The 18253-nt window shown below is 60.3% G+C and carries 22 protein-coding genes; 7 read left to right on the top strand and 15 right to left on the bottom strand.

The window, feature by feature from the left end; translation table 11 throughout:
* Positions 1–80: 80 nt before the first annotated feature.
* The 4 genes from AFERRID_RS02770 (at position 81) to AFERRID_RS02755 (ending at position 2042) form a co-directional block, all read left to right on the top strand.
* The gene (locus AFERRID_RS02770) at positions 81–305 is read left to right on the top strand and encodes a hypothetical protein (protein ID WP_113526610.1); all 225 of its coding nucleotides are present in this window, start codon (positions 81–83) and stop codon (positions 303–305) included.
* Positions 306–575: 270 nt separating this feature from the next.
* Positions 576–911 (top strand): thioredoxin domain-containing protein, encoded by a 336-nt coding sequence (locus AFERRID_RS02765; RefSeq protein WP_012537279.1) that lies wholly within the window; start codon positions 576–578, stop codon positions 909–911.
* Entirely contained in the window at positions 908–1462 is a 555-nt protein-coding gene (gene ampD / locus AFERRID_RS02760; protein ID WP_126604323.1) for a 1,6-anhydro-N-acetylmuramyl-L-alanine amidase AmpD, read from the top strand. Before AFERRID_RS02765 ends, ampD begins: the two co-directional genes overlap by 4 nt.
* Positions 1452–2042, top strand: coding sequence for a hypothetical protein (locus tag AFERRID_RS02755; RefSeq protein ID WP_113526450.1), 591 nt, complete (start codon positions 1452–1454; stop codon positions 2040–2042). The genes ampD and AFERRID_RS02755 overlap by 11 nt, the downstream gene beginning before the upstream one ends.
* On the opposite strand, the gene AFERRID_RS02750 is transcribed toward AFERRID_RS02755, so the two are convergent.
* The 3 genes from AFERRID_RS02750 to AFERRID_RS02740 all read right to left on the bottom strand — a co-directional run bounded on the left by AFERRID_RS02750 (position 1976) and on the right by AFERRID_RS02740 (position 4756).
* Positions 1976–2677, bottom strand: a complete 702-nt coding sequence (locus AFERRID_RS02750; RefSeq protein ID WP_126604322.1) for an epoxyqueuosine reductase QueH — start codon at positions 2675–2677, stop codon at positions 1976–1978. The genes AFERRID_RS02755 and AFERRID_RS02750 overlap by 67 nt on opposite strands.
* A 246-nt stretch (positions 2678–2923) precedes the next feature.
* On the bottom strand, positions 2924–3226 hold the full coding sequence (locus AFERRID_RS02745) for a hypothetical protein (protein WP_225981813.1): 303 nt from the start codon (positions 3224–3226) through the stop codon (positions 2924–2926).
* A gap of 177 nt (positions 3227–3403) precedes the next feature.
* Complete coding sequence (locus AFERRID_RS02740) at positions 3404–4756, bottom strand: heterodisulfide reductase-related iron-sulfur binding cluster (RefSeq protein WP_113526453.1); 1353 nt, start codon at positions 4754–4756, stop codon at positions 3404–3406.
* Between the two features lie 174 nt (positions 4757–4930).
* Here AFERRID_RS02740 and AFERRID_RS02735 point away from each other — a divergent pair, with 174 nt between their 5' ends.
* Positions 4931–5251 (top strand): hypothetical protein, encoded by a 321-nt coding sequence (locus tag AFERRID_RS02735; RefSeq protein WP_113526454.1) that lies wholly within the window; start codon positions 4931–4933, stop codon positions 5249–5251.
* 2 nt (positions 5252–5253) lie between these two features.
* Complete coding sequence (locus AFERRID_RS02730; protein ID WP_126604321.1) at positions 5254–6162, top strand: ATP-grasp domain-containing protein; 909 nt, start codon at positions 5254–5256, stop codon at positions 6160–6162.
* On the opposite strand, the gene AFERRID_RS02725 is transcribed toward AFERRID_RS02730, so the two are convergent.
* The 10 genes from AFERRID_RS02725 to AFERRID_RS02680 all read right to left on the bottom strand — a co-directional run bounded on the left by AFERRID_RS02725 (position 6110) and on the right by AFERRID_RS02680 (position 15255).
* Positions 6110–6838, bottom strand: coding sequence for a lysophospholipid acyltransferase family protein (locus AFERRID_RS02725; RefSeq protein ID WP_113526456.1), 729 nt, complete (start codon positions 6836–6838; stop codon positions 6110–6112). The two genes, AFERRID_RS02730 and AFERRID_RS02725, sit on opposite strands and share 53 nt — an antisense overlap.
* Positions 6835–7374 (bottom strand): D-glycero-beta-D-manno-heptose 1,7-bisphosphate 7-phosphatase, encoded by a 540-nt coding sequence (gene gmhB / locus AFERRID_RS02720; RefSeq protein WP_113526457.1) that lies wholly within the window; start codon positions 7372–7374, stop codon positions 6835–6837. The genes AFERRID_RS02725 and gmhB overlap by 4 nt, the downstream gene beginning before the upstream one ends.
* On the bottom strand, positions 7374–9458 hold the full coding sequence (glyS, locus tag AFERRID_RS02715; RefSeq protein ID WP_126604320.1) for a glycine--tRNA ligase subunit beta: 2085 nt from the start codon (positions 9456–9458) through the stop codon (positions 7374–7376). The genes gmhB and glyS overlap by 1 nt, the downstream gene beginning before the upstream one ends.
* A complete protein-coding gene (glyQ, locus tag AFERRID_RS02710) occupies positions 9445–10329 on the bottom strand; it encodes a glycine--tRNA ligase subunit alpha (protein WP_113526459.1) in 885 nt (294 codons plus the stop codon). Before glyQ ends, glyS begins: the two co-directional genes overlap by 14 nt.
* Positions 10330–10418: 89 nt before the next feature.
* The gene (locus AFERRID_RS02705) at positions 10419–10781 is read right to left on the bottom strand and encodes a roadblock/LC7 domain-containing protein (RefSeq protein WP_113526460.1); all 363 of its coding nucleotides are present in this window, start codon (positions 10779–10781) and stop codon (positions 10419–10421) included.
* Positions 10782–10828: 47 nt separating this feature from the next.
* On the bottom strand, positions 10829–11467 hold the full coding sequence (locus AFERRID_RS02700) for a roadblock/LC7 domain-containing protein (RefSeq protein WP_113526461.1): 639 nt from the start codon (positions 11465–11467) through the stop codon (positions 10829–10831).
* 2 nt (positions 11468–11469) lie between these two features.
* Positions 11470–12033, bottom strand: coding sequence for a GTP-binding protein (locus AFERRID_RS02695; protein WP_197722473.1), 564 nt, complete (start codon positions 12031–12033; stop codon positions 11470–11472).
* Between the two features lie 56 nt (positions 12034–12089).
* Positions 12090–13259 carry a response regulator gene (locus AFERRID_RS02690; protein WP_113526463.1) on the bottom strand — a complete coding sequence of 390 codons (1170 nt, stop codon included), beginning with the start codon at positions 13257–13259 and terminating at the stop codon, positions 12090–12092.
* Positions 13260–13268: 9 nt separating this feature from the next.
* Positions 13269–14741 (bottom strand): hypothetical protein, encoded by a 1473-nt coding sequence (locus AFERRID_RS02685; RefSeq protein WP_113526464.1) that lies wholly within the window; start codon positions 14739–14741, stop codon positions 13269–13271.
* Between the two features lie 82 nt (positions 14742–14823).
* Positions 14824–15255: a hypothetical protein gene (locus AFERRID_RS02680; RefSeq protein WP_113526465.1), complete on the bottom strand. Its 432-nt coding sequence runs from the start codon at positions 15253–15255 to the stop codon at positions 14824–14826.
* A gap of 113 nt (positions 15256–15368) precedes the next feature.
* On the opposite strand from AFERRID_RS02680, the gene AFERRID_RS02675 reads away from it, so the two are divergent.
* On the top strand, positions 15369–16454 hold the full coding sequence (locus AFERRID_RS02675) for a L,D-transpeptidase family protein (RefSeq protein ID WP_113526466.1): 1086 nt from the start codon (positions 15369–15371) through the stop codon (positions 16452–16454).
* Between the two features lie 29 nt (positions 16455–16483).
* On the opposite strand, the gene AFERRID_RS02670 is transcribed toward AFERRID_RS02675, so the two are convergent.
* Together AFERRID_RS02670 and lipA are read right to left on the bottom strand one after the other, a co-directional pair.
* Positions 16484–17284, bottom strand: coding sequence for a YdcF family protein (locus AFERRID_RS02670; RefSeq protein WP_126604319.1), 801 nt, complete (start codon positions 17282–17284; stop codon positions 16484–16486).
* Positions 17285–17298: 14 nt separating this feature from the next.
* On the bottom strand, positions 17299–18252 hold the full coding sequence (lipA, locus tag AFERRID_RS02665; RefSeq protein WP_113526611.1) for a lipoyl synthase: 954 nt from the start codon (positions 18250–18252) through the stop codon (positions 17299–17301).
* Between the last annotated feature and the right edge of the window lies 1 nt (position 18253).

The following is an 18253-nucleotide window of genomic DNA, read 5'->3' as shown; positions in this document are numbered from 1 at the left end:
TGATGCCGCTTCGGGCGGGTGCAACGATGGGAACAATGGAAATCTATTTTTTTGCCCGATACGGCGAGGAGCGACCCTTCATGAGCGACGAGTCAAGCAAAGCACAAATGTTGTGCGGCATGTGCGTATATTTCCCGCCGAATCTCCCGGAGGGGAAATACCCTCGGGAGGACTGGCTGGATCTGCAAAAGAAATCCTGTTCTTTTGATTATGTCCCGGGCGACGCCGACTGTCTGGCCAGCAGGAAAACAAGCTGCAGCCTGGTGGACCTGGAAAACCCGCGCAGCGGCGGAGCCAATGGATAGGCCGTGACGGTAGGCGCAGGCGGCGCGGCAAGCTTTCCCTCCAGGCTGGCGCAGATCCGAATTCCGCCAGGACATTATGGTAGGATGAGGGAGATCTGCATATTCACGCACGCAAGAAGTAGACCGCATCCAAACCGGATCGAGATGCTTGGATGTAGGTAACGCTTCAGGGCATGGCGTTTGCGCCATACCTATTGGCGATGGGCCTTGGCGATCATCGGCCATGATCTGGCGTGATGGGACGAGGGAGCCGAGGGAGGGGAGACGGCAATGGAAAAAATATCCGAATTGGGTTTCTGGCAGCGGATGGCGGCGGAGCGGGGCTTGATTATCCTCTTCTTTAGCTCGGCGGGTTGCCATTCCTGCCGCATCTGGCGAGGTTTGCTGCGGGAGTATGAGATGACCCGCGAGGATCTGCGTGTCTGGGAGGTGGATGCCGGTATCGACATGGGGCTGACCCAGGAGTTCGAGGTTTATCACCTGCCGGCGCTCTTTCTTTTCAAGGATGGCCGCTATCTGCGGCCCTTGCAGGTGGAGGCGCGGCCCCAGGCCCTGCATCGCTTGGTGGAGTCGGTGAAAGATCTGCCCGGTGAGGAGCAGCCGTGAGCGTTTTCGACGCTCAGGGCTGGCATGGGGCGGCCCGGCGCGCGCCATCGCCGTTTTTTGACGAACGCCCGCCCACCGCCGTGGATCTGCTGGTCGTTCATGCCATCAGCCTGCCGCCGGACACCTTCGGCAGCGGGGACGTGCAGCGCTTTTTCCTGGGCGAGCTGGATTTCGACCGCCACCCCTATTATGACGGGATCCGCCACCTGCGGGTCTCGGCCCATTTTTTCATCCCCCGCGACGGCGCATTATGGCAGCATGTCGGCGTTTTCCAGCGCGCCTGGCACGCCGGTCAATCCCAATGGGCGGGGCGTCCGGCCTGCAATGATTATAGTATCGGGGTAGAATTGGAAGGGGCGGCGACGCGGCCTTTTACAGCGGAGCAATACCGGACCTTGGGGCACTTGGGGCGGGATTTGCAAACGCTCTTTCCGGCTCTGTCGCGGGAGCGTGTGGTGGGGCACGCGGATATCGCCCCTGGGCGAAAATGGGACCCGGGCCCTTGTTTTTCCTGGAAAACCCTTTGGGAGGAGTGGGCGGATGACCGATGAACCGGTAGCGCGAAAGGTACCCCGGCGCGACTGGCGCAAGGGCTGGTTATGGCCCTTCGTGGCCTTCCTGGCCATGCTCCTGTTTACCCTGCTGTGGCTGGGGGTCTTCCGCCAGGCGACGGTGGATAGGGCGACAATGGGCCCCTATCTCTATGTTTATGAGCCATTTGCTGGCCGTTATCCGGATATGGTGAAGGCCCGGGAGGCGCTGAAAAAGCGCTTGCTGTCAGCGGGGCTGACGCCGGTTTCGGTCATGACCCTCATCGAGCATGAGCAAGGGGGCCAATCCGCCGCCGTGACGGCGCGGGTGGGGGTGCTGGTGAACCCCGGCAGCCCGGTGCCTGCGGGCTTGCAGCAAGGGGTTTGGCCGCGGCAGATGGCGGTGAGTGTCGAGGTGAATGCCTACCATGCGGTGGCCTCCCTCAAGGCGTACTCCGCCCTCAAGGCGTGGCTGAAGGCGCGGGGGCTGCCGGCGCACTATCCCTTGCTGGAGATCATCGGCCCCAGGGACCGTTACCGCTTGCTGATGCCGGTGGCGGCCTCTGGGGGTACCGCGCCGGCCGTTTCGTCCCGTCCGTAAAACTTGACGCCGCGGACGATCTTGGGGCGGCCCTGGGCGGTGCGGTGGCGGTTGGAATCGCGCAGGGAATAGACGCAGCCGCAATATTCCTGCTGGTAGAAGCTTTCTTCCTTGGCAATCTCGATCATGCGCTGGCTGCCGCCACCCTTGCGCCAGTTGTAGGTCCAGTACTGCAGATCCCCATGGCGGGCAGCGGCCCGTTCGCCGCAGGCGTTGATCTGGACCATGTCCTTCCAGCGGGAGATGCCCAGGGTGCTGGTAAAGACCGTGAAGCCGTGTTCTCTGGCATAGAGGGCGGAGTGCTCGAAACGCATGTCGAAACAGGCGGTGCAACGCGCGCCCCGTTCCGGTTCCCATTCCAGGCCCTTGACCCGTTCAAACCAGCGGTCCTTGTCGTAGTCCAGATCCACGAAGGGTACGCCGAGCTTTTCCGCGTAACGGATATTCTCTTCCTTGCGCAGCTCGTATTCCGCCGTGGGGTGGATGTTGGGATTGTAGAACAGGACGGTGAAGTCGATGCTGGCGGCGCGGATATCGTCCATGATGGGTCCGGCGCAGGGGGCGCAGCAGGAGTGCAGCAGGATGTGTTTGCTGCCATCGGGGGTTTGCAGAGGCGTGGTGGGTTTTTTGGACATGGAACAGTTCCCTGACGAATGGCGGCATTGATGACGCGAGAATAGCGCCTCGTACCAGCCTTGCCAAAGGGCGGATAACAATGGGAGGTGATTTGCGCTGGGTGCGGCATGCCCCTCGGTCCGGTCCGAGACATTTTTTTGCCGGCTGTACGTTGCCGGTCAACGTCGCCGCACAGGGGGCCGCTACGCTGGCGACCACCCATGTTGCGGGGGCCTGCAACTACTACGCAATGCCTGCGACCTTGACTATTGCGCAGGACGCAGAAGCGGTCGCATGCCTTCCCGGACCTGGCGCTGAATGAAGGCGGCGCGGCCGGGCTCGCGTTTGTCCAGTTCAGCGGCACACTGGGAATCGGTCAGTGCGGCGGCGCTGAGCATGACTTCCAGTTCGCAGGTATCCACCTTGGGATCGGTGAGTGCGGTCGGCGCGACATTCATCTGATCGCCAACCTGCCAGAACATCCGCGCATTCCACATCCGCAGGCGCACATCCGGGCTCTGAAAAAGTTCTACACAACGGGCATTGAGGGCCTTCGGGTCCACTGTCATCCTCCTGTTTAAACGGGCAAAGCCATCGCCTGTCGTGGCGGGCGTGCCTAAGCATACCCGAAAAACATGTCCGGAGGGGAGGCTTTTGTCGATTGAAGTATTCCATGCCCGGATAGATTCCGTGCAAAAACAAAAAACCCCGCGCAAAGGCGGGGTCATTTTGCGCATCAAACTGAATCAGGCGGACGCCATCTTCATATTGATGTTTTGATTGGTGGCCAGTTCGGGGTTGTAGAGGTATTCCACGTTACCCTGTTCCACCTGCTTGAGATAATCCTGGAAGTCGGCTTTGGCCTTGTCCCAACTGATGCCCATCTTCTCCACCAGGTCTTCACAGGGCGAAGCATGCCACTGCAACTGCACGATCTTGAAGGGATCGGCGCCGCAGGCCAGGGCCGCGAGCTGCACGTCGGCGATGATGGGCATGGAGTAATTCATGTCGTGGGCCTTGCCGATCCACTGGTTTTTATCCAGGGTGGTGATGCAGCCGGTGTCGATGCCGATCATGACGTCGGCCTTGGCCTCCTCCCGCGCCACCTTGATCTTGCGGTTCATGGAGAAACTGCGGGTGAACTCGCGTTCGGAAATGATGTGCCGAAAACCGAAGCCGCAGCAGTCGTACCAGGTGGAGTAGTCGATGACCTGGGCGCCCAGGGCCTGGGCGACGGAGGTGCCGACGGCGGTACGATTACCACCGAGCACGGTGTTGTCGTAGACGGCGTCTTCCTGCACCATCTTGTAATAGTGGCAGGCGGCATGGACGGTGACCCGGATGTTGCTCATGTCGATGGTCTGCAACTCGCTGGCGATACGGTGGCGCATGACGTGCAGCCATTCGCTATAGTGGACCACCTCCTCGGGGATGACGATCTTGCCGTCCACCAGACGTCCCAGCTTGCCGAGGATCTTCTTGACTTTCTCCCGCAGTTCGGCGGACTCGATGAGGTATTTGCGGATCTCCTTGTAGTTGCCGAAGGAGGTGCCGCAGTGCACCAGGGGAAAGAAATGGCCATTCTCGAAGCCGTGCTGCTTGCCGGAGACGTAGGCCTGATGGAAGTTGCGCAGGAAAACGGCGGCCAGGGACTCCACGTTGCCGATGCCGGAGCCGTGGTAGTTCCAGGCGGTGCAGGAGGTCTGGTCGGTCTCGTCGAGGTAGTCGATGCCCAGCTTGTTCATGAACCACATGAGGCTGGTGGGATAGCCGGGGATGTTGCCGCACTGCCCGCAGCTCTTGTGGTGCCAGAGGTTATTGGTGGGGATCTTTTTATCCCAGCCGTAAAGGGTCTGCACCGCTTCCGCACGATGTTCGGGGTTGATGCGGTGGACGATGATCTCACCTTCCTTCTCCAGTTCCCACATGTGGTCGCGGATGTCGTCCATGCGCTCGCCCAGATCGACGGTGCGGCGATCCACATGGCTGCGCACCCAGGCCGTAGCCGTTTCCGCCTCATTTGCCGAAAGATTCGTGTCCTGAAAAAAGGCGCCGTGACCTGCCACGCCCTGTTGCGTGCTGTTGTTGTCGTCTTTCATAGATTGACTCCTTGGGCATCAAGCCGCTTAACCGGAATACACTGTGGAACACATTGTACATCCATGCGAATAGTTGACTATTATGCTCCACAATGATTCCGTTGCCAAGTAAATGGCTTTATGATCGTCGCCGTGGGTGGCGGCCCGCATCAGCAACGACTTGAAAGGGGTATTATGGAAAACCAGGATGTGATTTCGATTCCCGCGTCGGCGGAGGTAGCCGCACGTTGTCGCGCGTTTTATCTGGCCCCCGCAGTGCGCAACAAAGGATGGTTGCCGAATCTCTTCTGGCGTCCGGCAACGCGGGATAATCCCTTTGGCACGCTGCGGGTCGATCCCTGGGAACTGGAGGTACTCTTTGCCGCGATCAGCGCTGCGCCCGCCCTGGCAAGGACAGCGCTGGAGCAGCGGTCGCCGGGGCGGGCAGGTTTCATCGAGCGATCCATCGGGCACGGCGAGTTGCCCCTGCTCAGTTTCCATGAGGATGTAGCCTAGGCATGGTTGCGGTGCCCCGCGTAGCCATTCTTTCGCGCCATGTGGAGCTCTATTCGACCCGCCGCTTGCTGGATGCGGTTGTCGCTGCGGGCGCCGATCCGGTCCTGCTTCAGCCTGAACAGTGTTTGCTGATGCTACACGACACGCAGGCCGCGCTTTATTATGGATCCTCTCCCCTGGCACCCTGTGCGGCGGTGATTCCACGGGTGGGTACTCCAATCACGAACCTGGGAGCGCGTCTGCTGCGTTATTTTGCGGGGGAGGGGAGTTGCTGCCTCAATAGTGCGGGGGCGTTGGAGCTTTCCCGGGATAAATTCGCCTCCCTTCAGGCCCTGGTGGCGGCGGGCGTTGCCGTACCGCAGACCGCCTACTTCACCCAGGCGGGACAGCGCGATCTGGCGGTCTCCTCCTTGGGAATGCCGCTGGTGCAAAAATTACTCAGCGGCTCGCAGGGGGTGGGTGTCAGTCTGGCAGATACACCTGCCGCTGCTCGGGGCATGCTGGATACCGTCCTCCATCTGCAGCACGAGGCGATGGCGCAGCGCTTTCTCAGCGGGCGCCAGGATATCCGCGTGATCGTACTGTTCGGTAAGGTCATTGCGGCCATGCGCAGGGAGGCATCTGCCGAGGATTTTCGCAGCAATTTGCATTGCGGGGGGCGGGCGTCGGCATTGCCCGATCTGCCCGAAGATTTTGCCGTCATTGCCCGCCGGTCGGCGGCTGCTCTGGGCCTGAGCTTTGCCGGAGTAGATATTATGCTGGCTGAAGATCAGCGGCCTCTGGTGCTGGAGGTGAACCCTGTCCCCAGTCTGGAAGGCATCGAAGCTGTTACGGGGCAGGATATCGCTGGTACGCTGGTCAAAGCGCTTTTGCGGCAGGCCTCGTCCCCATCTCCGCAATTGCAGCCGTAATCCAGTCGTGCGCCTGCTGGTTGAGGGACCCAGCCTTGCCTGCGGGGGGTAGCGCGGGGCCGATATGCACTTCGACGATCCCCGGCCATTTTCGCCAGTCTGTACGCGGCCAGAAACACCCGCTATTCACAGCGATCGGCAGAAGGGGGACCTGAGCCCGGATGGCCAGCCCGGCAGCGGTGCTGCTGAAGGGGCCGACTGTGCCGCAGGGGTGGCGGGTGCCTTCCGGAAAAATGACCACATGAAAGCCCGCAGCCAGCCGGAGTTTCCCCTGTTCAATCACCTGCAGCAGGGCTTCCCTGCCCCCGTTGCGGTCGATCCCGATGGGCCAGGCCAAACGCAGGCCCCAGCCGATCACCGGGATGCGGAAGAGTTCCTTTTTCAGTACAAAGGAGAGTTGCGGGAAGATGCACCAAAAGAGCAGGGTCTCCAGCGCCGACTGATGATTGGCGACGATGACGCAAGGTGTGGCGGGAATATTGGCGAGACCGGAAACCCGATAACGCAGGCTGCAACTCCAATGGAGCCAGCCGACGCCGGCGCGCGCCCATAAACGACTGGCCCAGACCCGCGCCGGCAGCGGCAATGGTGCTACGGCTAGACTGAAAATAGCCCAGATCAGCGTCCAGATCGCAAAGCCCCCATAGAACAATGCGCTGCGGATGGTGCGTATCATGGTGTGCCGAGAATGGCGTGTACCGCCGCGGTAAGGTCAGCGAAGATGGGAAAGCCTGCGGCCCGCGCTTCGAGGCGCGCGTCTTGACCTTTCCCCGTCAGTACCAGCATGGGTCGTGCGCCCGCCTCCTGTGCCGGGAGCAGATCGCGCATACTGTCACCAATGGTGGGAACCTGTTCCAGCGAGATTTGCAGCCGCTCCTGTATTTCCTGAAACAGACCCGGCGCCGGTTTGCGGCAGGCGCATGCTGCCTCCGGAGCATGGGGGCAGAAAAAAATGGCATCGATCCGACCGCCTGCGGCGGCCAGTTCCTGACGCATGCGCTGGTGGATAGCGATCAGGGTGCGGATATCAAAAAGCCCCCGTCCCACACCAGACTGGTTGGTGGCCACCACTACCTGGTAACCGGCACGGTTCAGTCGCGCGATGGCCTCCAGACTGCCCGGGATGGGGCGCCACTCTGCGGGCGATTTGATATAAGCGTTACTGTCCTCGTTAATCACACCGTCACGATCCAGAATGACGATCTGCCCCATCAGGCCCCCTGCAACTGCGAGAAGTCGGCAATGCGCAGGAACGCTTCCTGAAGCCGGGCCAGCAGTGCCAGGCGATTCTGGCGCAGCACCGGATCTTCGGCCAGGACCATGACCCCATCAAAAAATTGGTCGACAGCGGGACGCAGGCCTGCGAGCAGCCCGAGGGCCGCGGCATAGCGACGTTCCGCAAGCTGCGCATGGAGGGGCTGCTCCAGGGCCTGCCAGTAGTCCCAGAGTGTGTTCTCTACCGGGTCCATAAAGTATTGGGGATCTATGGGCCGGTCGCCGGAGATCACTTCTTTGCGTAACAGATTGTTGATCCGTTTGATCAGTACGGCGAGGGCATCTGCCGCCGCATGCTCAGCCTGGAAAAGGGCGAGGGCTTCGAGACGCTGGCGTGCGTCCAATGGCTCGTGGGGCTGGCGGCTGAGCACGGCGGCGATCTGGTCGGCGCGGAAGCCCTCCTCCCGGAAATAGACCCGCATCCGATCCTGAAAGAAGTCGAGCACCGCGCTCCGTATCTCCGTCCGGTTCCTGGCGAAGGCGCCACCGTAAGCGGCCAGCGTGTGGGTTACCGCTTCATCCAGGTTCAGGGGCACTCCGGCATCCAGCACGATTCGCAGCACCCCCAGCGCCGCGCGGCGCAGGGCAAAGGGATCGCGGTCCCCGGTAGGTACTTTGCCGATGGCAAAAAAACCGCAGAGGGTATCCAGCTTGTCGGCGATAGCCAGGCACTGGCCGTGCGCATCCGCCGGGATTTCATCGTCGCGCCCACTGGGCAGGTAATGCTGGGCGATGGCTGTGGCAACGTGGTTGTTTTCCCCGTCATGCCGGGCGTAGTGGCCGCCCATGATGCCTTGCAATTCCGGAAACTCGCCCACCAAACCGCTGAGCAGATCACTTTTGCAGAGTTCCGCGGCGCGGTACATGTCACCCGCATCCACCGCGAACTGTGGTGAGAGGGTTGCGGCAAGCTCTTGCAGACGCATCGTCTTATCGAAAATGCTGCCGAGGCCATCCTGAAACAGCACCCCGTCAAGTGCGGCCCGTCGTGTCTGCAGGGAGATCTGGCGATCCTGATCCCAAAAGAAGGCAGCATCCGCGAGGCGGGCACGCAGTACCCGGTTATTTCCATCGATGACGACCTGCGTATCCCGGCTGTGGAGGTTGGCCGCAAACAGATAATGGGGCACCAGGCGCCCATTCTGACCGCGCAGGGGGACATATCGCTGGTGCTGCATCATGACCGTAATCAGCGCTTCTTCGGGCACCCGCAGATAGTCCGCGGCGAAGCTGCCAGCGAGAATGACTGGCCATTCGTTGAGTCCGGTGATCTCGTCCAGCAATGCCTCCGGCAGGATCGGAGTGACGGCCATCTCGCCTGCCAGGGCGGCCATTTTACCGGAAATGTGCGCGCGGCGTCCGGCGAAATCCACCATCACCTTTGCCTGCAGCAAGGATCCGGCGTAACCGGCAGGGGCGTTGATCTGCACCGTCTGGGGATGGTGGACGCGATGCCCGAAGCTCTCGCCGCCGGCATCCAGACCAAACATATTCCAGTCCAGCACCTGGCTGCCCTGACGCAGCAAAAGCCAGCGTACCGGACGCAGGAAACTGTCAGAACGATCCCCCCAGTGCATGCGTTTGCGCAGGGGCAGGCTGGTGACCAGTTTGCTGGCGATCTCGGGTAACAGAGCATGGCTATCCTGCGCTGCGCCGACCTCCCGCCAAGCCAGGACGGGGCCTTTTTCGGTCTCCAGGATGAGCAGGTCGTCCAGGCTGACCCCACAGGAGCGGGCAAAGCCCTCCGCCGCCGCCGTGGGCCTGCCCTGCGCATCACGGGCGCGCGCCACGAGGGGACCGCGGCGCAGGGTCTCCTGCGGCGGGCTCTGTCGGGAGACGTCTTTGATCCAGAGAGCGAGCCGTCGCGGTGTGACATAGCCGTGAATGCCCCCAAACTGCAATCCGGCCGCATCGAGCAGTTGGCCTATGATCCTGGTCGCGGCGTCCTGCAGGGGCATTTGTTCCCGCGCCGGCAACTCTTCACAACCCAGTTCCAGCAGGAGATCTTCAGGCGCTGACATCTCGGCTCCTCAGCAGGGGGTGACCGAGGGCGGCACGGGCCTCGGCATAGTGCTCGGCCACACCTCGCGCCAGCGTCCGGACGCGGCCGATGAATCGAGCGCGCTCGTTGACGCCGATGGCATGGCGTGCATCCAGCAGGTTAAAGGTATGGGAGCAGTCCAGCACCCGTTCGTAGGCGGGTAGAGGGAGTTCGGCTGCCAGCAAGGCGTGACAGTCTTTTTCCGCCTGGTCGAAGCGCTGGAAGAGGTCTTCTACGGGCGCCAGTTCAAAATTATAGCGCGATTGCTCCACTTCGTTCTGATGGAATACGTCCCCGTAGAGTACGTTCGGGGTCCACACAAGGTCATAGACGCTTTCGACGCCCTGCAGGTACATGGCCAGTCGTTCCAGACCATAGGTGACCTCGCCCATCACGGGATGGCAATCCAGACCGCCCACCTGCTGGAAATAGGTGAACTGGGTGACTTCCATGCCATTCAGCCAGACCTCCCAGCCCAGCCCCCAGGCCCCCAGGGTTGGTGACTCCCAGTCGTCTTCGACGAACCGGATATCCTGGACCCCGGAATCGATACCGAGGGCCGCCAGCGATTCGAGGTAGAGTTCCTGCAGGTTTACCGGGTTCGGTTTGAGCACCGCCTGAAACTGGTAGTAGTGCTGGAGACGATTGGGATTGTCCCCATAACGGCCGTCCGTGGGGCGCCTGGAGGGCTGTACGTAAGCAGCCCGCCATGGTTCTGGGCCGATGGCCCGCAAAAAGGTGGCGGGGTGGAAGGTTCCGGCACCTACCGGCATATCCATGGGCTGGAGCAGAACACAGCCTTGATCGGCCCAGAAGCCTTGCAGCCGCTGGATGATTTCCTGAAAAGTCATAGGGGTCTCGGGCAGATATTTTGCGCATTATGGCCCAACGCGGCCAGCCCTGTGAAGGGTGTCCGCAAGTCTGCGTAACCCCGACGGCTTCAAAGCAGTTCGGCGATCCCCGCAGCTCCCCGCTTGGCGTCGAGAAAGACCAACCCAAGCTTCGCCTCTTTTCGGGCTATGACCGTGAGGACCGCATCCGGGCCGGCATGAATGAGCAGAACGTAGCCATTATCGCCTTTGATCATGACCTGCTCCAGTTCACCCCGCGCCAGCTCTACGGCGGTGCGGTCGCCCAGGGAAAGCATCGCCGCCGCCATGGCCCCTACCCGGTCTTCGTCCATGGTCGAAGAAAGCAGTGAGGCGATGGTGAGGCCGTCGGTGGAAATCACGGCCGAGGCCTCGATGTCCGCAGAAGACCCGTTCAGGTCACTGAGGATGGATTTGAGCATTTCTTCACGCATTTTTATTCTCCTGAATTAAAATCGGGGTCTGTGAAAAAGAGGTTGTGTTAGCGGTAACGTGTATCCAGGTCCTGCACCAGTGTAACGAAGGATTGATCCTGCAGGCGAGGGGTACCGCTGATGACGAGCATGAAATGTTGCTGACCGATAAATAACGGCCAGAATCCCAGTTCGGAGCGCCCCGCCGGATCGATCAAACCCCAGGTTTCGGTGTTGACGCGGAGGTTGTTTTTCAGCAGACGGTCGTGTCTGGACTGCAGGGACAGCAGATCGGCCGAAAGCCCGGCGAGTTCTTCTGCGGCTTCATGGGTGTAGCCCGATGCCGCGAGATAAAAGCCGTTTTCATCGGCGAGGAGGGTTTTCTGTATATCCGAAAGTTGCGCGAGGAGCGGCGGTAAGGCGTCTTCCAGCCGCTGATCCTCCCGTTGGCGCGGACGTGCCGTGCCCCGCAACATGCCCAGTCGCTGCAGGCGGAAGATGCTGCGCAGGGCTTCCTCTTCGCTCGCCGCCTGCGTCCAGTGCTGTGCGGTGCTGGCGCTGAAGGGAGCCCGGTGTCCTTGCCGTAAAACGTGGAGGAGGGTGGTCCGGTTTTCGTCCTGATGCGGACTGGAGGTGGCATAAAAAGCCCCGGCGGGCGTCACCTCACCGTAAATGTCCGCATTCGTGGCGACCAGTTCGATACTCATCACTAACCTCCGATGCCCGGATCAATGGAGTACAGCAGTGCCATGACCAAATTCTTTACGTCGTCCTTGTTGCGGCCATCCACTTCAAAAATTGGAGGAATGGGATTGAGCATCCGCAGGTCCGCCGTCGCCTCCGGGAGCATGTCGACGTAGTCGGCTATCTGGGGCTGCGTCTGGATATCCGTCTTCGAAACCCCGATGACGACCGGGACATCGACAATGAAGTCCTTGAAGGCATGAAGAAAAAAATGCAGGTCTTTTTTGGGGTTGGGGCGGGTGTTGTCGAGCATCAGAATGAGGCCCAGGCCGCCGGTGGTGAGGATATCCCACATGAAGTCAAAACGTTCCTGACCCGGAGTGCCATACAGGTGAATTTTGGTACCCTCATCCAGCTTCAACACACCGTAATCCATCGCGACGGTGGTATGACCCTTGCGATTCAGCGTCATATCCGAGGCCTGGGCATCGGTGGAGATGATCGGAATATCCGACAATGCCGCAATGGCCGTTGTTTTGCCTACGCCAACAGGACCGGTAAAAATAATTTTATTGTCTTCTCTCACCATACGGCTCCTTACATAGGATCTTTTAATCTTTACCGGAGAAAAATCCCGGTCGCGTCTTACAGCCCTGCAATGCGGGCAAGGAGACGGCCCAGAAAGCTCCGTTTTGCTGCAGGTATTTCAGCAGCCTCCGGCGCATTCGCGGATGCAGGGCGGATGCGGTTGTCAGGGTTTTCCGCCGTGTTATAGCGCAACAACCCCAGGCTATCCGCGGCCGCCAGAAAGTTGAAGAGGTCGGCGGGCACGACGCGCAACATCTTCACCGTCAATGCCGGAGACGCCGGAGAACGGGCCAGAAACGCCGCCAGGCGCAAGGCGTCAGGCAACATGGTCAGGCGCGTGAGGTTGGGCCACTGCTTCAGTTGGACTGGGGCGTTGATCTGCAGTTGCTGAATGAGGCGCCCGTCAGCAGCCCACGCACCCACTTGCCAGAGCAGGGATGGAAGGGTGAGATGCCGTACAGACGCATGGGCAGGGATATCCGTGTCAGCGGGGGCGCGTATTTGCAGCCGTGGGTGCTCCTCCTGGGCCAGGGACTTGAGGGTTGCGTCGTCCGTCAGCAGAATAGCCTGATCTGTCACCGGGTCCAAGCGCAGAATAACCTGCTGCCGATCATCCACGATGATGGCTGGCGACTGGTCGCGGCGGACGATCTGCAAAAGTCCCAGCAGCCCAGCCTGAGGGTTGAAATGACGTACGTCTTCAGCGCGTAGCAGGGGTGTCGGGCGAGGTGCGACGGCTGGCGCTGCGGCCGGTTTGGGAGCAGGTGCCGACGCTGGCTTGGCCGCAGGTGGTGCCGCGACGGACGCGAATGGCGAAGAGATCGCGACGTCGGGCCGGATGGGCATGACTGTCGCGCTGTTCCTTTCTGCCGGCTTTGCCGGAGCGGGGCCACCGATCAGCAGAAGCTCCAGTGCGGGGAACAGGGTTTCCATCCGTATGGGTTTCCGTAGTACCGGGAAAATACTGTCAGGGTGTGCGGAAACGCTGGTCAGCAGGATACGTTGTTCCGGTTGTTCTCCATGCAACCGACGCGCGATGGCCATACCGTCCATACCATCCACATCGATAATGATCACTGCGGGTGTTTGCGCGTCACCGGCGTCCAGCAACTGATAATGCCGCCGGGTAAACATCTTGAAAGCCATGCGGAAGACGGCTTCTTTGCGTGCATCCATCCCGATGCTGCGGACGAGGATACTACCGCTGTTGGAGGGGTTTGTCGTCATGATCAAATCCTAAATGATCTGTCGTTGCGGGTAACGCTGGAGGCGTTCAGTCAGGCTGAACATCTGGCGCATGATATCTTCACTGGGCTGCATGTCCGTCGTGAGAATGGATTTGACGAAACGGGAAAATCGCTCGCGGGCATCCATCCGTTCGTACATTTCGAGAAGCGGTCCGTAGTAAACCTCATGCCGAGGTTGCGCCATTATGGCCTTCTCCAGAAGGTCCACCGCCTCGTTCACCTGCCCGTAGTCCAGAAGCATGTTGAACTCCTCGATAATGCTATCTTCACTGTCCTTTTCGGTAACCAGCTGATCACGGTGAATTTCTTCCGTCACCAGTGGGGGGCTGCTCAGTGGTATGGCGGTGATCGGCAGATACAGCCCGTATTTCTCGGCCAGCCCTGCGAGAACCTGCTCCTTTCCGTCACTTCCGGCAAGGGCTACCCAGAGGTTGTGTTCACCCAGGCGCAGGCCTTGTTGCAGCAATCGCGTTCGCAGATCGCTACCAGCGCCCCACAGGGCGATATAGAGCTGCAGGAGGGATTCGGCATAGGCGGCACAGCGCTGCTGGTCGTACAGCAGTTCCAGCAGGGTGACATGGAGAATGAGCTTGCGGGGATCGAGAATGAGTTGGCGACGTAACAGTCGCTCGGCCTCAGGATATTGGTGACACGCCAGCAGATGGTGTGCGGCAAGGAGCGGCGAAACCAGGCTAGCTACTACCCCATATTCCTCCTCGTCCAGCGGCAGAATATCATCGGGCCCGGTGAGCAGTATGAGGCCCTCCCCGGTAGGACCGTTTTGGGATACCCCGGACGATAGCATCTCTGGTCTAGGCATAAATCCGGACAGATCTAGTGATTCCGGGTTGACGATGGATTGCTGCAACTCCCTCTGCGCACCGGCGAGCGCGGAAGACTCCGTCGGTGGTGGCGCAAGGGTGGCGTGCGCGAGGACAGCCGCAATTTGCGCGCCGCTCATCCCCAAATTCTCTGCAGTTACCCGTAGTTGTAGGTTCTGTGGATCCAGTTTCAGCCCTTGCAAAACGAGATCCCTGGCTTCCGCATCGGGAATGGTGTGTGACTCGGTGAGTTGTTCCAACCGTTCAACAAAATGATCGATATCCGGTATTTCACGATAGATCGCGAGGAGCCTGCGCATCTGCTGGGCATTGTCTGGGTTGTGATCCACGTACCAGCTGAGGGATGTGGCAGCCTGTTCCAGGTGGCCATAGGAAAGATAAATATCCACCTCGTCCAGAATGCTGATTTCATCGACCTGCACGGGGGATGCCGCTGTTACGGTGCTGGCCAGGTTGCTTTTGACGGGGGATGCGGTCGGCGCCGGACTTCCGCTGCCCTCGCGCTGCAAACCTGGAACTCTGAGAGGTTTCCGTCCGCGCGACGCCTTCCATACCCCGGTCAGCACCACCAGGGATACAAGAAAGGCTATAATAATCAGGCTGCCGGTGGGCAATTCCATGCAGGAATCTCGCTTCAGGGTAAACGTAGTGTTGCTTCTTTGCCGCTATTCTGACTGGTAGTTAGGCGTTTTAACGGCACTGTCAATGCGCGAAGATCCCGGCAATTTCATGGATGCGCTTCGTGCTGGGGCGCTGCGCCGCCAAGGAGGTGTCCGCAGCCGCCGCGTAGCCGGCGAACAGCGCAGGCAAAGCCTGTACGATGAGCGGGAGACGTTCGCGGCTTACTGTGGCCAGCCGCCATTCTGCGCGCCAGCCGTGAACGGGGTGGCTAATGCAGATGGCGACGCCCCAGCCGCGCTCCTGCGCCGACCACTGATGCTCGGCAATACACAACTGGTGTTGCCGGGTCATTTGTCCCAGACCGACATAAGGGCCTGCATAGGGGATATGCAGATCGCCAGCCAAACCGGTCAGCATATGATCGAGACGGTGCAGTGCATCGCGTAATGGCACGACCGGAACGGTCTGGCCGCGCACTGCGTTTCTCAGAAAAACCAGGTGTGGCGATTCCATACAGACCTCCTTTTACTTTATGATTATGGCGATAATAGAGGACGCTGCCAACGCGCGTGCGCGGCGGATGGCGTTCTTGCTTTTTCAGCGAGCCGCGAACAGGAAAATAAGTCATGCAAAAACAGTTAGGTGCCTGGTTTCTGGCAGCCTTCATGGGATGTGGTGTGACGGTAGCCAATGCCAGTGTCTATGCCTTGCCCGCCCAGGGTAATGTTGTCGGGGCGCTCGAGGCGGTAACCACCCACAGAGACGATACCCTTCTCGACATCGGGCGTTTCTACGACCTCGGTTACAATCAGGTAACGGCGGCCAACCCTGGTGTCAATCCCTGGCTTCCTGGCGAGGCCAGCAAGGTGGTCATTCCTGCCGAGTATATTTTACCGCCAAAGCCCTGGACCGGGATCATCGTGGATATTCCGGCGCGACGGATCTACTATTTTCCGGTGAATGACCGAGTGGTATACACCTATCCCGTCGGTGTCTTTCTGCCGGGCTGGAAGGAGGCGTTGACGGATACGCGGATTATCGCCAAATATAAAATGCCTGCGTGGAATGTACCCAAAAATATCCACGCGTGGTTCGAGAAGAAATTTCACATGGATATCCCCTGGTATTGGCCACCCGGCGCTGAAAACCCCATGGGTGAACTGGCGATGGAGACCGGACTCTCCGGTATTTTCATCCACGGTACCTACCACCCTTGGGGAGTTGGCATGCGGGCCAGCCAGGGGTGTTTTCAGATGTTCCCGGAGAATGTCGCACAACTCTTCCCGATGGTTCCGGTGGGCACCCCAGTACGGATCATCGATCAGCCCAACCTGGTGGGTGTGCGCGACGGGCAGGTCTATCTGCAGTCATACAAACCGATGTATGCCTACCACAAAAAGGGTATTCCGGAGTTGCAGCGGGCCGTGATGGCGATCAAGTCTTTCATGGTGCGGAACCGGATCGATGAGCATATCGACTGGGGTATGGTCAGGCATATTGTGGCTGAGCATAACACCGTGGCACTTCCCATCGGGGTCGACGCACCGAGCTATGCAACGCTGTCTGCCGCACTTCCCGCAACACCCTACGCGTACGCTCCTTACGGGCCATCGGCGAATGGCGCCGCGGTACCGCCGCCTTTACCTCTGGCTAGCGCCGCAGATCAGGAACATCTGCATGTTCAGGTGACTTTCCCCGATCAGAAGCCGTAGCATCTCGTTCCCTCCTCGGGGCTTTGGAACTAGTGGCCACCCCCGATTCCCTGCTCCTGAATCCAGAGCCAAAGAAGTCCGAGGTATTCATGACTCGCCTCGCTGCTGATTTCGAGATAAATCGCGCGCGGCAGCCAACTCTCCAGGCGGAGTCCGTTCACCCGGTCCAGACGGTAGTCGGTGGGCACGGGGATCACTTTCACGCCAGCGCGGCGAAACCATGCGACGGCCCGCGGCATATGGAGCGCGGAGGTTACCAAGTAGGCCGGGTGGCCATGGTGTTCGGCCAATATTGCCGCGCTGTCTGTTGCGTTGGCTGCCGTATTGTAGGACTGGGTTTCCGGCCAGATGGGGCTTTGTACGCCCAGATCCTGGCGCAGGATGAACTCCATGGTGAGCGCCTCGGCTGGGGCGCCGAGACGCGGGGCGCCGCCACTGGGAATGATGGGAAGCCCGGTTTGTCGGGCGAGTTGAGCTGCCGCCAGCAGGCGCACAAGGGTGCGTGCATTCGCCGTTTCCTGATTGGACCCCGGCGATTGCATGACCTCTCCGCCCCCTAGCACGATAATCGCCTGGGGAGTGTCGGCTCCGTGCAGGGGCTTGGTCAGGGGTGGGTAGCGGTCTTCCAGAGGCAGCAGGAGAAGCCGTGCGCCTAACGCAGTCGAGAAAAAATAGAGGGTGCCCAGCGCGAGGAGTATGAGCACCCGGCCCAGATAGCGCCAGCCCACGATTTCTGCCAGCCAGCCCAGGGCGGCGAGAACGAACAGGACACCCGGCGGTTGCAGAAGCGCTGAAACCAGGGTCAACAAGGTGGTGTAGCGTAACAGCATCCCTCCGACCCCGTTCAGTCGCCACCTATTTCATGAAAACTACGCTCGGCATGGTAGGAAGATCGCACCAGCGGGCCGCTGGCGACGTGGCGGAATCCCATGGCCATGCCATCCCGCTGCAACTGCTGGAATTCTTCTGGTGGTACAAAACGCGCCACCGGCAGATGATGGCGAGATGGTGCCAGATACTGCCCGATGGTCAGCAATTCACATCCCGCCTGCCGCAGATCACGCATCACCCCGCGGATTTCATCGAGTTCCTCGCCCAGACCAAGCATCAGCCCGGACTTGGTGGGGACCTGCGGATGCTGTGCCTTGAAGGCGGCGAGCAGTTGCAGCGAGTGATGGTAATCTGCACCCGGCCTGGCCTGTAAGTACAGGCGCGGCACGGTCTCCAGGTTGTGATTGAATACATCGGGAGGAGTCTCCCGAAATGCGGCCAGGGCATTGTCCACCCGACCGCGAAAATCCGGTACGAGAATTTCCACGTGCAGTTCCGGACAATGTTCGCGCAGTGCCGAAATGACCTCTGCAAAATGACGGGCACCTCCGTCACGCAGATCATCACGATCGACGGAGGTGATGACGACAAAACGTAGTTTCATGCTAGCCACGGTCCGGGCAAGATGGACGGCCTCCAGGGGATCGGGTGCTTCGGGGCGGCCATGCGCCACATCACAGAAGGGGCAGCGGCGGGTGCAGATGTCCCCCAGGATCATGAAGGTTGCCGTTCCACCGCCGAAGCACTCTCCCAGATTCGGGCACGAGGCTTCTTCACAGACCGTATGAAGAGCCGCGTCACGCAGGATCTTTTTGAGTCGGTCTACCTCGGGGGATAAGGGCGATCGTACCCGCAACCACTGTGGCTTGGGGAGGCGTTCTGCATGTGCCGGAATGATGGGTATGGGGTTGCGTGCGGTTTTGTCGGCACCACGAGCCGCTTTTTTTGCCTGGAGTTGGGGGTCCATG

The sequence above is a fragment of the Acidithiobacillus ferridurans genome (genome assembly GCF_003966655.1).
Taxonomy (GTDB): domain Bacteria; phylum Pseudomonadota; class Gammaproteobacteria; order Acidithiobacillales; family Acidithiobacillaceae; genus Acidithiobacillus; species Acidithiobacillus ferridurans.
Note: the sequence above shows the minus strand (reverse complement) of the source record. Positions and strands in the feature narration are given on the sequence as shown.

What these genes read in the sequence shown, in the direction of transcription:
- AFERRID_RS02770 (WP_113526610.1), top strand. Translation starts at nt 81, where the DNA reads ATGAGCGACGAGTCAAGCAAAGCACAAATGTTGTGCGGCATGTGCGTA.
- AFERRID_RS02765 (WP_012537279.1), top strand. Translation starts at nt 576, where the DNA reads ATGGAAAAAATATCCGAATTGGGTTTCTGGCAGCGGATGGCGGCGGAG.
- AFERRID_RS02755 (WP_113526450.1), top strand. Translation starts at nt 1,452, where the DNA reads ATGACCGATGAACCGGTAGCGCGAAAGGTACCCCGGCGCGACTGGCGC.
- AFERRID_RS02750 (WP_126604322.1), bottom strand. Translation starts at nt 2,677, where the DNA reads ATGTCCAAAAAACCCACCACGCCTCTGCAAACCCCCGATGGCAGCAAA.
- AFERRID_RS02745 (WP_225981813.1), bottom strand. Translation starts at nt 3,226, where the DNA reads ATGACAGTGGACCCGAAGGCCCTCAATGCCCGTTGTGTAGAACTTTTT.
- AFERRID_RS02740 (WP_113526453.1), bottom strand. Translation starts at nt 4,756, where the DNA reads ATGAAAGACGACAACAACAGCACGCAACAGGGCGTGGCAGGTCACGGC.
- AFERRID_RS02735 (WP_113526454.1), top strand. Translation starts at nt 4,931, where the DNA reads ATGGAAAACCAGGATGTGATTTCGATTCCCGCGTCGGCGGAGGTAGCC.
- AFERRID_RS02730 (WP_126604321.1), top strand. Translation starts at nt 5,254, where the DNA reads ATGGTTGCGGTGCCCCGCGTAGCCATTCTTTCGCGCCATGTGGAGCTC.
- AFERRID_RS02725 (WP_113526456.1), bottom strand. Translation starts at nt 6,838, where the DNA reads ATGATACGCACCATCCGCAGCGCATTGTTCTATGGGGGCTTTGCGATC.
- gmhB (WP_113526457.1), bottom strand. Translation starts at nt 7,374, where the DNA reads ATGGGGCAGATCGTCATTCTGGATCGTGACGGTGTGATTAACGAGGAC.
- glyS (WP_126604320.1), bottom strand. Translation starts at nt 9,458, where the DNA reads ATGTCAGCGCCTGAAGATCTCCTGCTGGAACTGGGTTGTGAAGAGTTG.
- glyQ (WP_113526459.1), bottom strand. Translation starts at nt 10,329, where the DNA reads ATGACTTTTCAGGAAATCATCCAGCGGCTGCAAGGCTTCTGGGCCGAT.
- AFERRID_RS02705 (WP_113526460.1), bottom strand. Translation starts at nt 10,781, where the DNA reads ATGCGTGAAGAAATGCTCAAATCCATCCTCAGTGACCTGAACGGGTCT.
- AFERRID_RS02700 (WP_113526461.1), bottom strand. Translation starts at nt 11,467, where the DNA reads ATGAGTATCGAACTGGTCGCCACGAATGCGGACATTTACGGTGAGGTG.
- AFERRID_RS02695 (WP_197722473.1), bottom strand. Translation starts at nt 12,033, where the DNA reads ATGGTGAGAGAAGACAATAAAATTATTTTTACCGGTCCTGTTGGCGTA.
- AFERRID_RS02690 (WP_113526463.1), bottom strand. Translation starts at nt 13,259, where the DNA reads ATGACGACAAACCCCTCCAACAGCGGTAGTATCCTCGTCCGCAGCATC.
- AFERRID_RS02685 (WP_113526464.1), bottom strand. Translation starts at nt 14,741, where the DNA reads ATGGAATTGCCCACCGGCAGCCTGATTATTATAGCCTTTCTTGTATCC.
- AFERRID_RS02680 (WP_113526465.1), bottom strand. Translation starts at nt 15,255, where the DNA reads ATGGAATCGCCACACCTGGTTTTTCTGAGAAACGCAGTGCGCGGCCAG.
- AFERRID_RS02675 (WP_113526466.1), top strand. Translation starts at nt 15,369, where the DNA reads ATGCAAAAACAGTTAGGTGCCTGGTTTCTGGCAGCCTTCATGGGATGT.
- AFERRID_RS02670 (WP_126604319.1), bottom strand. Translation starts at nt 17,284, where the DNA reads ATGCTGTTACGCTACACCACCTTGTTGACCCTGGTTTCAGCGCTTCTG.
- lipA (WP_113526611.1), bottom strand. Translation starts at nt 18,252, where the DNA reads ATGGACCCCCAACTCCAGGCAAAAAAAGCGGCTCGTGGTGCCGACAAA.